The organism is Embleya sp. NPDC020630 (assembly GCF_044334985.1).
Lineage (GTDB): Bacteria > Actinomycetota > Actinomycetes > Streptomycetales > Streptomycetaceae > Embleya.
The window spans coordinates 1-13,843 of the sequence record NZ_JBIRUB010000011.1; the positions used below are offsets into that span (position 1 = coordinate 1).

Here is a 13,843-nt window from a genome sequence, read left to right on the forward strand (position 1 = left end):
CGTCCGGGGGCGGCACATTGACATCCCCCCGCCCGGGGGGGGGGGGGGGGGGGGGGGTTTGGGGGGCCCCCGGGGGGGGGGGGCGGCCCCCCCCGGGGGGGGGCCCGCCCGACGCGCGCCCCGGGTCAGCCGCGGTCGACCTCGCTGACCTCCAACGTGCCCTCCGCGTACTGCCGGCGGATCACCTTCTTGTCGAACTTGCCGACGCTCGTCTTCGGCACGGCGGCGATCAGGCTCCACCGCTCGGGCACCTGCCAGCGGGCCACCTGCCCGGCGAGGTAGTCGCGCAGCTGCTCGACGGTGGTCTGCGCGCCCTCGCGCAACACCACCGTCGCCAGCGGGCGTTCGCCCCACTTGTCGTCGGGTACGCCCACCACGGCCGCCTCGACCACGTCCTCGTGGCCCATCAGCGTGTTCTCCAACTCGACCGACGAGATCCATTCGCCGCCCGACTTGATCACGTCCTTGGCCCGGTCGGTCAGCCGCAGGAAGCCGTCGGCGGTGATCGTGCCGACGTCGCCGGTGTACAGCCAGCCGTCCTTGAACCGGCCGCCGCCACTGGCGTCCGCCGAACCCTCGTCGCCGATGTACGCGCCCGCGATCCACGGCCCGCGCACCAGCAGTTCGCCCACCGCCTCGCCGTCGAACGGCATGTCGGTACCGTCCGGGCCGACCAGGCGGGCCTGCACCGACGCGGGCAGGCGGCCCTGCGAGATCCGGTACGGGAACGCCTCGTCGCCGGTCAGCCCGGCCGGCGGGCGGGCCACCGAACCCAGCGGCGAGGTCTCGGTCATCCCCCACGCGTGGATGATCCGGACCCCGTGCCGCTCCTCGAACGCGTGCATCAGGCCGGGCGGACAGGCCGAACCGCCGACCACGACCTCGTTGAGCGAGGACACGTCGGTCTTGTGTACGTCGAGGTAGTCGAGCAGCCCGGTCCAGATGGTCGGCACCGCGGCGGCGAACGTCGGCTTCTCCGCGGCGATCATCGTGGCCAGCGGCTCCGGCTGGAGGAACCGGTCCGGCATCAGGATCGACGCGCCGCACAACATCGCCGCGTACGGCAGGCCCCACGCGTTGACGTGGAACATCGGTACGACCGGCAGCAGCAGGTCCCCGGGGCCCAGGCCGAAGCCCTCCATCGTGCACACCTGCATGCTGTGCAGGTAGGTCGACCGGTGGCTGTAGACGACGCCCTTGGGGTTGCCGGTGGTGCCGGAGGTGTAACACATCGCGGCGCCCCGGCGCTCGTCGATGTCCTCGGCCCAGTCGAACTCGGTCGGCCGGCCCGCGAGCAGGTCGTCGTAGCGGTGCACCCGCTTGCCGCAGTCGCCGAGCGGGGCCAGGTCGGTGTCCGCGCCGGTGACCACCACGTGTTCGACCGTGCTCAGCATGGGCAGCAGCGGCGCGGCGAGCGCGGCCAGCGAGCCGTCCAGGACCAGGACCCGGTCGTCGGCGTGGTTCGCGATGTAGACCAGCTGCTCGGGTGGCAGCCGCAGGTTGAGCGTGTGCAGCACCGCGCCCATCGACGGGATCGCCAGGTAGCACTCCAGGTGCTCCTGGTTGTTCCACAGGAACGTGGCGACCCGCTCGTCGCCGGTGACGCCGAGTTCGCGCAGGGCGTGCGCCAGTTGCGCGGAGCGTCGGCCGACCTCGGCATATGAGGCCCGGCGCGGGGCGCCGCCGGTCCAGGTCACCACCTCCGAGCCGCCGTGCACCGTGGTGCCGTGGCGCATGATGCGAGCGATCGTCAGCGGCACGTCCTGCATCGTGCTCAGCACAGTGGAGCCTCCCTGCGTTCGCCGGACGGGGACCGGTCGAGGTGTAGGGGATTCTTTCTCGCCGATCGGGTCGTTGTCAGCCCCTTGAGCGGCGCGTTTCGGTTTCCGGACCGGGCGGCTCGGTTTCCGGAGCGACGCCGGATCACGCGCCGTCCCACGCGCCCGTCGCGATCCGCCATGCGCCCGTACGGGTGAACCAGGCGTGGCGATCGGCCGATCGGGCTAGCCGGACGGAAGAATGCGACGGTGTCCCGGTTGCTCCGGGTGGCACATCGTTTTCGACGGAACGCGGCGAGCATTCCGTAACTCCCGTTTTTCCGCTCTTCCGGAGGGGGACCGGCGAGCCCTCGACGTCCCCCTGGAGGGCACCTCGTGTACCCGTTGGAGGTCCGACCCGAACCGCACCCGCCGTACGACGTCGTGCTGCCGGACGCGTTGGGCCACCCCGTGCTCGGCTTCCGGGACGGCTACTGGTTCCACATCGGCCGGGACGGGCCGGCCCGGCCGTTGTGCGCGCGCACCGCGATCATCGGACATCCGGAGTCCGCCGGGCCTATCGTGCAGGTCATGTGTTGGTGGATGCGCGAACACCACGATCACCCGCAGGCGATCGACCTCGGTACCGAACTGGCGCTGACCGTCGGTGAGATGAGTCGCCGACTGCATGCGCGGGGGCCGGCGGCATGGTGAGGCGTTGCGGGTCGGTACGGATAAGGCAGGTGCCGTGCGGGCCGCGGGTGCCGGCGATTCGGGTGCGGACGTGCACGATTGTGCGCCGCCGGACCGGGATGCCGGGGCGGCGGTGCGGGTGATCGGGCGGGGCGGTTCGGCCGGTGTGCTCGGCTTGCTCGCTTTACTCGGTTTGCTCGGCCGGGGCGGGCGGGGTGCTCGGGGTCGTCCCCTACTTGGGTGAGGCGATCTTGCCGAGCAGGTCGACGATGCGCTGTTGTACGTCGTCGCGGGTCGAGCGCTCGGCCAGGAACAGCACGGTCTCGCCGGTCTGGAGCCGGTGCAGGTCGTGTTCGACGAGGTCGAGCGTGGTGTAGACGACGATCGGTGTCGAGTGCAGCCGTGCGTTGTTGCGCAGCCAATCGACCACGCCCATCCGGCGCCGGCGCACCAGCATCAGGTCGAGCACCACGAGGTTGGGCTCGACGCTGGACGCCTTGGACACCGCCTCGCTCTCCGAGGCCGCGTGCACCACGTCCATCCCGCGCCGCTCCAGCGACGCGGTGAACGCGGCCGCGATGTCCGGGTCGGCCTCGACGAGCAGCACCCGCGAGGCGTGTCCGGCGCTGTCCGCGGGGGCGAGCGAGCGCAGCAGTACTGCCGGGTCGGCGCCGAACGCGGCGTCGCGGGTGGCCTGCATCAGGCCGGCGGTGACCAGGACCGGGATCTGCGCGGCGGTCGCGGCGGTGCGCAGCGACTGGAGCGCGGTACGGGTGATCGGGCCGGTGAGCGGGTCCACGAACAGCGCGGCCGGCTGCACGGGGACACTCGCGTCGACCTCCTCGCGCGAGCGCACCAGGAGCGGACTCCAGCCGCGCGCGGTCAGCGCGCCCGCGGTCGCGGTGTCCGGCTCGGGCCAGACCAGGAGGCGACGCGGTTGGCCGTCCGGTGCCGGGCTGACCATGGTCGGCAGGTCGGCGCCGGACATCGCCTCGGCGTCGCCGGGCGGGCCGGCCGGGAATCCGGGCCGTCGGCCCTGGAAGGGAATCGGCTGGTCGGGCGCGGCCGGGATCGGCGGCAACACCTCGGTCGGCATGTCGGCGGCGGCCGGGCGGCCGGGGCGGTCCTGCACGCTGGTGGTGCGCCCGGTCGGGTCGGCGGCGCGGTTCTGTGCCGGGATCGGCGCGGGCGGCGTGGACAGCCGGCGCCGGGCCTGTGCGCCCTGCGGGGTGTGCGCGCCGTTGAGCCGGCCGCCGGCGGCGGGGGTCGCCGGGGTCGCGGGTTGCCGGCTCGGGATGGCGGACGGGTCCTGGTGGGCGGCGCCTCGGTGCGAACCGGATGCTCCGGCGGGGTCGTCGGCGGCCTCGGGCAGCTCGCGGGCGGCGCGGCCGCGGCGGGAACGGGGCGGGTAGACCGCCTCGAACGCGCCGCTGTTGTTGCGCGCGGCCTCCTCGGCCTCGTCGTATGCGTCGGCGTCGGGCCGCTCGTGCCGGCCCTCGTCGGTGCCGGCGCTCGCGGGCACCAGGGGCACCGGTGCGACGGTGCCGGCGGGCAGGGCGAACGGGCCCTGCGGCGCGGGGGCGACCGAGCCGGGCGGCGGGGGCGCGGGTACGGGCGGGGTGGACGAGCCGGCCGGCTCCAGGCGGGCCCGTGGGGGCTGGGCGCCTCGGCCGCGGACGGCGAGTTCGACGCCGGCGCCGGGGGCGGGGCGGTCCTCGGGGTCGTGGTCGGCGCTCTCGCGGTCGGCGGCGGCGGGCGCGTCGGGGGTCGCGGGCTTGCGGGGGGTGACGGCCGAGCCGATGCGGCGCTTGGGGGCGGCGGGGCCGTCGGCGGTCGCCGTCTGCTTCGCCGGGGTCGATGCGGTCGCGGTGTCCGTGTCGGAGTCGGGTGACTCGTCCGCGGCGGGCGTGGAGTCGTCGGGTTCGTCGGCCTGCTTCGGGGTGCCGTCGGCGGCCTTGCCCGCCTTTGCCGCCTCGTCGGCGTCCGCGTCCTGCTCGTCCTTGGCCGCCTTGCCGGCCTCATCCGTCTTGTCGTTCCTGCCGGCCTTGCCGGTCTTGTCGGCGCCCGGGTCCGGGCGGCCCGACTGGCGGGCGCGGCGGCCCTTGGCCGCGCGGTGTTCGCCGGAGCTGACCACCAGTTCGGCGGCCTCCTCGTCGGCGGGCAGTTCGACGACGTACGTGCTGCCCCGCCCGGCCACGGTGTGCGACTCGATCGTGCCGCCGTGCGCCTCGACCACGGCGCGGGCGAGCGGCACGCGGACGCTGCTGTTGCGGCTCTCGGGGCCGCGTACCTCGATCCGGGCGAGGTTGCCGCGCTGCGCCGCCGCGACCACGACGGTGGAGCCCTCGGGGCCGGCCGCGACCACGTCCGCGAGCAGGTGGCCCAGCGCGCGGGTCATCGCGTCGATGTCCACCCGTACGCCGACGGGCGACGCGTTGACCGCGAACTCCACGCCCGCGCCGCGGGCGAGATAGGTCACCGTCTCCATGGCGCGGTCGACCAGGTCGTCCACCGTGGTCGGCATGCGGTCGGGTTCGGCCGGGGTTTTTGCGTCGTCCGCCGCGGGGGTCGGGTCGGCGTCGGCCGCCTGGTGGGCGAGCACCTCGCTCGCGAGTTCCTCCAGGCTTTCCAACTCGCCCGCGACCTGACGCACCATCCGGCGGGCGCCGTGGCCGACCTCGCCGGCGCCGCCGTCGGCCACCTTCTTCAGCCGACCGCGTACCGCTTCGAGTCGGCCCAGTATCTCCGTGTCGACCAACTCGGCCAGCTGGGCCCGGCGTTCGCCGAGCGACTTCTCGCGCGCGGTGTCGCTGAAGGTCATCACGGCGCCGACCACGGCGCCGCCGAGCAGGATCGGCGCGGTGATCATGTCCACCGTCACGAAGCCCTCGTCGCCGCGCCACAACACCTGGTCGCGCAGCCGCTGTCGGCGGCCGTTGCCCAGGGTCACCAGCGGCGGGCACTCCTCGGCGGGCAGCGGGGAGCCGTCGGCGCGGGCGTGCATGAGCAGTTCGTGCACGTTCCGGCCGCCGAGGTCGCTGGCCCGGTGGTGGAGGATCCGGGCGGCGGCCGGGTTGGCCAGCACGATGTCGCCCTCGGCGTCGATGCCGATGATGCCCTCGCAGGCCGCGCGCAGGATCATCTCGGTCTGCCGTTGCTGGCGGGCGAGTTCGGCCTCGACGTCGACCTTGCCGGTGAGGTCGCGCACGACGATCATCAGCAACTCGTCGTCGTATCCGGCCGGCAGGTTGGCACTGGTCACCTCGACGGGGAAGACCCCGCCGTCGGTGCGGTGCGCGGACATCCGGGTCGGCTTGGTCCGGGTGTCGCGGGTGTCGTTGGTGGCCCGTACCGACCCCGGGATGCGCCGGTGGTCGAACGACGGGAGCAGGTCGAGGAGACCGCGACCCACCACGGGAGTGCCCGGCGCCTCCAGGACTTCCAGTGCCATGGCGTTCGCGTTGACGACGGTGCCGTTGCGATTCACCAGCAGGAGGGCGTCCGGCAGGGCGTCGAGTATGGCGGCGAGGCGAGCAGCGCCTCGGGATGGCCTGCTGCTCACGAAGCGCGTACCTCCTCCGGTCCTCGGACTGCGCGACGGCCATCTTGCCCGTCGCCGCCGGGGCATGTCACGACCGACTATCCCATTGTTTTTGCAGTCACGTTGACGAGCCTAGTAATCTGTTCCTCGTCGGCAAACACCGATGGAGGCTTCGCCTAGTCCGGTCTATGGCGCCGCACTGCTAATGCGGTTTGGGTTCATCCCCATCCCGGGTTCAAATCCCGGAGCCTCCGCTCGACGAACAGCCCGTCTGGTCCCACCAGGCGGGCTGTTTCGCGCCCACCGTCGCGACCTTTCCGTGATCGCACGGCGACCCGGGGTCACGACTCGGGCCATAATGTCCGATATAAGGCTCATATCCGAAGCCCTCGCCCTGCCCCGCGCACACCCGCCATCACAGCGGACACCGCCGCGATTTCCCCTCGACCGATCACACCCGCCATACCCCCCGTCCGCCGACATGCCCGAAAGGCCCAATTCAGCCGGCAGCGAACACAACCAAGCCACACCCGAGCGCGTCGCGCCGGCCGTCCACGCGACGCGAGCCCATCCGCTCGCCGCCACGCTCACCCGTTCGGCTGCGGATCCCCCACCAACCGAACCCCATTGCTCACGAAATGCCCAGTTCACACCACCACCGGACAATGGATTTCACCCCGAGCGGGGGACCATGTATTGTTGACCTCGGTCAAGCCGACCAAGCGCTCGTAGCTCAACGGATAGAGCATCTGACTACGGATCAGAAGGTTGCAGGTTCGAATCCTGCCGAGCGCACAAGATTGCGCTAGAGCACAGGTCAGCCCCTGAATCAGGGACTGACCTGTTTCGCGTTTCCGGCTCGGTGCGGACGGTCGCCGGCCCGACAGGTGAGCAACGTCGCAATCGGTCCCGAAGCCGCCTTCTCTCGCTTGGGCGCCCTGCGAAACCAGATGCACCGCAGGAATCGGCACAGACCTCGACCGGCAGCGTGCACATCGCCGTTACCTCGGCAACACCACCGGTCCGCAACGGCGGCGAACTATGCACGATCCGACTCGACTTCGAGTGACACGACCTCCTCCGAGTGCCCGGAAAAGATCATTTCCACAACGAATGTGCCGGACGTACCGTGGTGGGTCGGAGGGAAGTTTTCGGTCGATCGGGGAAGAAGACCATGGCAGATCGCACCATTTGTGAAGCGCTCGGCCGGGCACGCCGTAGGCGTGGGCTGACCCAGGAGCAGTTGGCCGAGGCGTCGGGTGTCTCGCTGGGGGTCATCCGCAAGCTGGAGTGCGGCGATCGGTTGAGTGCGCGACTCGCCACGCTGCACAAGCTTGCCGCCGCGCTGGGGGTGCCGACCACGGCCCTGCTCGACACGACGCCGGCCGCGACGGCCGGCACGCCCGATGTCGAGCCCGATGGGCTGCTGCGCCTGCGGCAGATTCTCAATCCCGTGCCAGGATCCGCACCGGATCCGGCGGTCGAGACCGGTGAGGTACCGGACGCGACCGCGCTGCGAGAGTCCGTCGCACAGGCCGTATGCCTCGCCGACGCAACCGACTTCAACACTTCGGCACGCGTGCTGCCGACGCTGCTGGCGGATGCGCAGTCGACCCTTCGGCATGTGGAAACCGATGAAGAACGGGCTTCGGCCCTGCGTTCGTTGTCCACCGCATATCGGCTGACGGGCCAGTTCCTGATCCAACTTCATCACCGGGATCTCGCCCACGCCGCGTTGGCGCAGGCGGCGCGTCTCGCCCGGGACTCGTGCGACATCGTCCAGGAGGGTTCCGTGGGCATCACGACCACGTGGCTCCTCGTCAGGGAACGCCGCCTGGACGAAGCGGAGCACTTGGCCGTCGCACTGTCGGACGCCATCGAACCCAGGTTCAGGACCGCGACGCCCCGGCGACTGGGGACCTACGGTTGGCTCCTGCTTCAGGCGGCATCGGCCGCGACCAGAAACAACCGCCCGGACGTCGCCGGCGAGTTGTTCAGGACAGCACGAGCTGCGGCTGTCCGCATCGGACCGGGATCGGGTCGACTCACCTATGAACGCCGTGCCTTCGGCACATCCCTGGTCTCCATGAAGCTGGCCGAACAGGCCTCCGTGCAGGGCGACGCACGGCGCGTTCTCAAGATCGCGAAGTCGGTCCCGGCACGGTGGGGGGCAAGCGTCGAGGACTACTCCCGGCATCGTCTCGACGTGGCCAATGCCTACTTGGAGACGAAGGAAACCGGCGAAGCCCTCGAAACCCTGATCGAGGTCCGCGACGGCGCGCCGGACTGGTTCCGCGTTCAGCCGTTCGCGAAGGACGTGACCACCAGGCTGATCGAGAAGCGCAAGCGCCGGATGCCGACCGAGCTGGTATCCATTGCGGATGACCTGGGCATTGCAGTCTAGATGGGATAGATCGACTTCGAAGGTGCACTTACTACCCCACTGCGCATCTGGAAGGACGTGATCTTTCGCAGGAGTCTCCTGGTACCGCGAGTGCGTGCAGTCGGGAGCGCCACTCCAAAGCCGGCAGTGCCAGGTGACCAATGAGCGAGATCCGATTCATCACCGACGCCCCGAGCGTTCCGCATCGTCCGCGCCCGTGCAGCGCGCTCGTCGTCGTGTCGCGGTCGCTGCCGGCCGTTGCGGAGGCGGCAGGGGCTGCGCGGCGACTCGTGTGGGAGGTGGGGGACGGGATCGGGATCGACGGTGAGCGGCGGGGGGATGTCGGGTTGATGGTCACCGAGTTGGTGAGCGAGGCGCTCTTCGCGGGCGAGGCGACGTCGTATGTTCTGGACGTCACGGGCGCCACCGACGAGGGGCGGCCCGCGCTGGCCGTGGTGTTTCGTGAGGTCGGCCTCACCCACTTGCCCCGTCGGCGACTCGTAGCCGGGCGGGGTCTCGCCGTGGTCGCCTCGCTCGCCGACGGGTGGGCGCATCACGAGTGTGGGTGGTTCACGCCGAAGCGTGGGCCGACGTCGTGGTTCATCGTCGGCGACGTCACCCCCGAGCGCGCCCGGCTGCTGGACGACCGCCGACTCCTCCACCTGCGCGGCCTGGAGAACACCCACCGCGTCACCCGGGACGACATCGGCAGCCCCCTGCGCCACATCGACTGGGGCTGCGACTGGTGACGCGCCGAGCCCCACACACCCGCTCGGCGGGTGGGGCGTCGCCGAGGGTGTCGGGTGCGGATCGGCCCGATGTCACGTGCCCGCTGCGACCTTTACCGTCAGGGACAGGATCGGGTCGAGGGACGGGGCGAAGGCCAGGGCGCGGATTTCGGCGACCAGGGCCCTGGCGTCGCGGTGCCGGCCGCCGAGGAGTTCGCAGGTTTCCAGATCGAATTGGTAGTCCGTCACCTCGGCCGCCGGGTGCCGCTCGCAGACCCAGCTGCCGCCGAGGCCGCCCAGGCCGTCGAGTACCGCGTCCGGGCGCAGCCGTCTGGCCCGGCACAACTCGTCGATGCCGCCGACCGGGCCGCTCGCGCCGGAGGCGGCCAGACGGGCGGCGATCACCGCGTTCCCGGCGGCGACCCCCTCGGCCACCCCGACGGTGCCGCCCCGGCCGACCGGGCCGCCCGCGAACTCCCCCGCGATGCCCACCGCGTCCCGGATCCGGCGGCTGTCGAGCGTCATCAGCCGGGCCGCCGCCAGCGCGGCGCCGATCATCCCGATCGAGGGCGAGCCGTCCCGGTCGGCCAGCCGGCACGCCATCTCATGCCCGGCGACCACCGCCACCAACACCTCGTCGCCGCGCGCCTTGACCTCCTGGCCCACCGCGAGCGCCACCGGCAGCACCACGGCCATCGCGCCGGCCGGGGTATCGGGCTCGGGTGCCGCCGCGCCGATCAGCATCCCGTTCGCGAGCGCGGCGGCGGGCGCGGCGAGCCGGCCGGCGGCATGGCCGATCAGTTCCGCCTCGGGCGGGCCGCCGATGCCGACCGCGACGTGCACGGCCGGGTCGACGGCGCCCACCCGGGCCGCGCCGACCCCGCCCGCGATCGCCGTCAGGATCCGCCGACCCGTCGCCCGCCGTACCGCGACCGGTATATGACGCATCGTCAATTCTGTGGCCCAATCGGCGAATTCACCCGATACCGCCATGGAATCCCCTCCGCGTGCCTCGACTGCCCGACGACGTGGTGTGAAAGGACGGCGCAATGTCCCATTGTGACCACCCCGGTGACGTCGCGTCAGCCCCCAATCACGTCGGGCACACGGCGTAGGCGAACCCGGCCCGAGCCCCGACTCAGCGCACCACGCCCGCCGTCCGCGCCGCCGTCAGCCACTGCGGGAACTCGGAGAGGATGCGCTCGTACAACTCGACGTCGGAGATCCGGTCGATGTCGTCCACCTGGAAGAACCCGGCGTTGTCCACCAGCCGCCCCGGCATCGTGTCGATCCGCTCCAAAATCCCGTAGTTGGACCGACCGAGACCGACGAACTGCCAGAAGATCGGCAGCCCGGCGGCGTCCGTCAACAACCGCTGGATCTGCTTGCTCCGGTTGACCCCGCCGTCCGAGAAGAACAGCACCAGCACCGGCGCGCCCGGCTCACGCCGGTAGCGCGCGATGATGTCCTCGATCACCGCCGGCTCGTTGTTGCCGCCGTATACCCCGGCCAGCAGGTCCGGCGAACGCTGCGATCCGTCCGGCAGCGGCGGCGACTGCGGGCGGCGGCCACCGCCGTCGATGTAGACGTTGTCCGCGATCCAGCGCGGCAGTTCCGGGATCCGCACCGGGTCGAGCGGCGCGTACTCGTCGGCGAAGATCCACGCGTCCAACTCGCCGTCGTCGTCGAGCCGGGCCGCGATCGGCGCCATGCGCTCCACCAGGCGCCCCACCGCGCCCCCGGCGTACTGCGCGCGCATCGAGCCGGAGCGGTCGAGCACGATCGCCACCCGGGCCCGCACCTCGTGCAGGCCCTTCTTCTCCAGGCAGATCCGCACCGCCTCCTTGCGCAGCGAGATCCGCGCGCCCACCTCCGGCGGCAGCCCGGCCAGTTGCGGGTCGTCCGAGGGCGCGGGCAGCCGCATGGTCGGCTCGTCGCTGTACGGCGGCGGCGCCCACCCGGGCGTGACACCCAACGGCGGGCCGCCCACCGGCGCCATCGGCAACGTCCCGACGGGCACCGCGGCGGCCTCCGCGACCTCGTCCTCCTCGCCCACGTCCACGCCGTAGTCGCTCGCGAGCCCGGCCAGCCCGCTGTCGTACCCCTGCCCGATCGCGCGCAACTTCCACGCGCCCTGCCGCCGGTACAGCTCGCCGAGCACCATCACCGTCTCGGCACCGCCCGCCCGCACCTCGAAGGTCGCCGCGACCGCGCCCGCGGCGTCCAGCGCCACCAGCGACAGCCCGCCCACTCCGGCGAACGTGCCCTCGTGCACGGAGGCGGCCAGCACCACCCGCTCCACATCGGCGGGCAGCGCGCCGGGATCGACCCGAACACTCTCGCCCTCGGCGTTCGAACCGACGTGGCGCACCGCGCCGTCCGCGCCGGTGGGCTGGTTGTAGAACACGAAGTCCGCGTCCGTACGCACCCTGCCGTGCGATCCGAGCAGCAGCGCCGAGGCGTCCACACTCGGCGCGTCCGCCGCACGGCGGATCACCAGGGTCAACGGACCCGCGGGAACCGGGATGTTCGCCCCGGCGATCAGAGTCGTCATGGTCGCCAGTGTGGCCCGAACGGGCGGCCTCCCGCAGAGGTGTACACACCACCCGGAAGGTGGACGTGATCGGCATCACGAGTGATCGGCCGGCACATCGTGAATGATTTTCCCCATCAGGTGGGAACCAAGCGGTTATGGGCAACAACGGTCATCATCCGGGCGGCCATCGCGCGGACCCCGGCGAGTGGAGCGACGCAGAGCACGAGCGTGCCCGGCTGCTGGTCGAGCGCGCGGCCTCGATCGCCCGCCGCCTGGAGTCGCTGTGCGCCGCCGAGGCGGCCGCGAGGCAGCGCGGCCCGGGCCGCACCTGACGGTGCCGCCCGGGCCGACTGTCGGACCGCCGGGGCCTGTTCGAGACCGGCCCGGGGCCCTCGCGACGTTCCGTCCCCTCCACGGCACGCCGTAGTGCTGCCGGTGCCGTGGTGACCGAACCGGAAACATGTCCCCCACGACGGCCGCGGGCGGCCGTCTTCCCACAACGACCGGAGGCGACCGCATCTCCCGGTGTGCACACAGGAGATGCGGCCGCCCCCGACCGTCTTCGCGCTCTTCACTCGACCGCCGTGCACCGCGTCGCGATCGACACACGGCGTACGCCGAACCGTTCGGGACCCACGGCCCCGGGTGGTTCTAGCGCAGGACCAGCTTCTGGCCCGGAAGGATCAGGTCGGGGTTGGTGCCGACCACGCCCTGGTTCTTCGCGTACAGCGACTGCCAGCCGCCGCCCACGTTGTTCGCCGAGGCGATCGCGCTGAGGGTGTCACCGGCCTTGACGACGTAGGTGCCCTCGGTCGCGGTGGTGGTCTCGACCTTGGCGGTCGTCGGCTCCGACTTGGTGACCGGAGCGGACTTCTTCGGCGTCTCGCTCTGCGGCGCGACGGCGACCTTCTTCGGCGTGGTCTTCGAAGTCGTGCTCTTCGGAGTCGACGCCTTCTTCGACGAGGTGGTGGTGCTGCCAGAGTCGGACGGGCTGCCGCCGCCACGGGTCAGGCCGGCCTTCTTCGAGCACACCGGCCAGGCGCCCGGGCCCTGGGACTTGAGCACGTTCTCGGCGACCCGGATCTGCTCGGCCTTCGAGGCGCCCTGAGGGCTGCCCGTACCGCCGTTGGCACGCCACGTGCTCTGCGTGAACTGCAGGCCGCCGTAGTAGCCGTTGCCGGTGTTGATGGACCAGTTGCCACCGCTCTCGCACTCGGCGACCTTGTCCCAGGTGGACGTCGTGGCAGCGCCGGCCGAGGTCGCGGTCGCGAGCCCGACGAGCGGGGTGGCGGCGACGACGCCGACGATGGTCGCGGTGCGCAGGCGGCGCTGGGTACGGCCCATGCCGCGGTGCGTGTTGGTGCTGCGACCGAAAGCGTTGCGGAGAGACATACATTCCTCTCGGAATTCCCCTGGGGCGGATGGACCGGCGCGATCCTTGCGGATCACCCCCGCCCGGAACCGAACGTTCACGCCGGAGACGTGATGTCCGATGCCGCAACCCCGCGGCCCTCCCAGACCGCGAGTTCCGCCATGCCGTGCCGGCGGGAACCCAGGAGGTGCGATTTGCACATCGCCAGGACCATAAACAGGTGATCCGGCCCTTATCAACCCGCTCTTGCATTTACGCAGGTCAGGATAGGTACCGGAAATGCCGAGAGCAGCGCTCGGGAGCCTGTTCCGGGCCGGATTCGCGTTTACCGCGCCGCAAACCTGGGAACCTTTTGCCCGTTTTGACCACCAGCTCTACACGCTGCGCGTTCGCTTCGTGACACACTGTCGAATTATTACCGGTTGCGATCGAACGATCACGTGTCAGAGCGGCCCGGAGCCGGTATTTCGGCGGAGCCTTAAACACCTTTATGTCCGACTTACACGTGTGGAGTGAGCGGCATCACAAATCCGACCGTGGCAGTCGGTGGGCACAGCGGGTATAACCGGCCGGCAGTCGGCCGGGACACCCTTTCCAACCTGGGCATATGTACGCTGCGAGAGCACTCCGCCACCGGCCGGAAAAGTATGCCGAATGCGATCCAGGCCACATCGAAACTTGTGACCCGCGCCACTTTCACCCGTACGAGGGGCTATTTGCGCCCCATTCGAAGGACACCGGCACGGAAGACATCCTTCCGGAAGCCGGCGCCCTGGGAAAGGGCCGGTGTTATCACGATCCGGGCCCTCGGGAAAGCGGATTCCCTCGCGTCG

The 13,843-nt window shown here is 71.3% G+C and carries 9 protein-coding genes and 2 tRNA genes; 6 read left to right on the forward strand and 5 right to left on the reverse strand.

The genetic code is table 11. The features are described from left to right. Positions 1–125: 125 nt before the first annotated feature. Positions 126–1,781, reverse strand: coding sequence for a long-chain fatty acid--CoA ligase (locus ACH4XV_RS31170; protein WP_395795640.1), 1,656 nt, complete (start codon positions 1,779–1,781; stop codon positions 126–128). Positions 1,782–2,153: 372 nt separating this feature from the next. Here ACH4XV_RS31170 and ACH4XV_RS31175 point away from each other — a divergent pair, with 372 nt between their 5' ends. Beyond that, the gene (locus ACH4XV_RS31175) at positions 2,154–2,471 is read left to right on the forward strand and encodes a hypothetical protein (RefSeq protein WP_395795642.1); all 318 of its coding nucleotides are present in this window, start codon (positions 2,154–2,156) and stop codon (positions 2,469–2,471) included. Positions 2,472–2,682: 211 nt separating this feature from the next. Here ACH4XV_RS31175 and ACH4XV_RS31180 read toward each other — a convergent pair whose 3' ends face one another. Then, complete coding sequence (locus ACH4XV_RS31180) at positions 2,683–6,012, reverse strand: PAS domain-containing protein (protein ID WP_395795644.1); 3,330 nt, start codon at positions 6,010–6,012, stop codon at positions 2,683–2,685. 144 nt (positions 6,013–6,156) lie between these two features. On the opposite strand from ACH4XV_RS31180, the gene ACH4XV_RS31185 reads away from it, so the two are divergent. From ACH4XV_RS31185 to ACH4XV_RS31200, 4 genes are all read left to right on the forward strand, one after another. Then, a tRNA-Ser gene (locus ACH4XV_RS31185) sits at positions 6,157–6,245 on the forward strand. 468 nt (positions 6,246–6,713) lie between these two features. Further along, positions 6,714–6,786, forward strand: a tRNA-Arg gene (locus ACH4XV_RS31190). A gap of 379 nt (positions 6,787–7,165) precedes the next feature. Continuing rightward, positions 7,166–8,395 carry a helix-turn-helix domain-containing protein gene (locus ACH4XV_RS31195; RefSeq protein WP_395795646.1) on the forward strand — a complete coding sequence of 410 codons (1,230 nt, stop codon included), beginning with the start codon at positions 7,166–7,168 and terminating at the stop codon, positions 8,393–8,395. Between the two features lie 140 nt (positions 8,396–8,535). Beyond that, positions 8,536–9,123: a hypothetical protein gene (locus tag ACH4XV_RS31200; protein ID WP_395795648.1), complete on the forward strand. Its 588-nt coding sequence runs from the start codon at positions 8,536–8,538 to the stop codon at positions 9,121–9,123. Between the two features lie 72 nt (positions 9,124–9,195). Here ACH4XV_RS31200 and ACH4XV_RS31205 read toward each other — a convergent pair whose 3' ends face one another. Beyond that, on the reverse strand, positions 9,196–10,095 hold the full coding sequence (locus ACH4XV_RS31205) for an MmgE/PrpD family protein (RefSeq protein WP_395795650.1): 900 nt from the start codon (positions 10,093–10,095) through the stop codon (positions 9,196–9,198). Between the two features lie 145 nt (positions 10,096–10,240). After that, positions 10,241–11,656 carry a VWA domain-containing protein gene (locus ACH4XV_RS31210; protein WP_395795652.1) on the reverse strand — a complete coding sequence of 472 codons (1,416 nt, stop codon included), beginning with the start codon at positions 11,654–11,656 and terminating at the stop codon, positions 10,241–10,243. A 137-nt stretch (positions 11,657–11,793) separates the two neighbouring features. Between ACH4XV_RS31210 and ACH4XV_RS31215 the strand changes: the two genes are divergently transcribed. Beyond that, complete coding sequence (locus ACH4XV_RS31215) at positions 11,794–11,970, forward strand: hypothetical protein (protein ID WP_395795654.1); 177 nt, start codon at positions 11,794–11,796, stop codon at positions 11,968–11,970. Positions 11,971–12,289: 319 nt separating this feature from the next. Here the strand turns inward: ACH4XV_RS31215 and ACH4XV_RS31220 are convergent, their stop codons facing one another. Beyond that, positions 12,290–13,030, reverse strand: a complete 741-nt coding sequence (locus ACH4XV_RS31220; RefSeq protein ID WP_395795656.1) for a transglycosylase family protein — start codon at positions 13,028–13,030, stop codon at positions 12,290–12,292. Between the last annotated feature and the right edge of the window lie 813 nt (positions 13,031–13,843).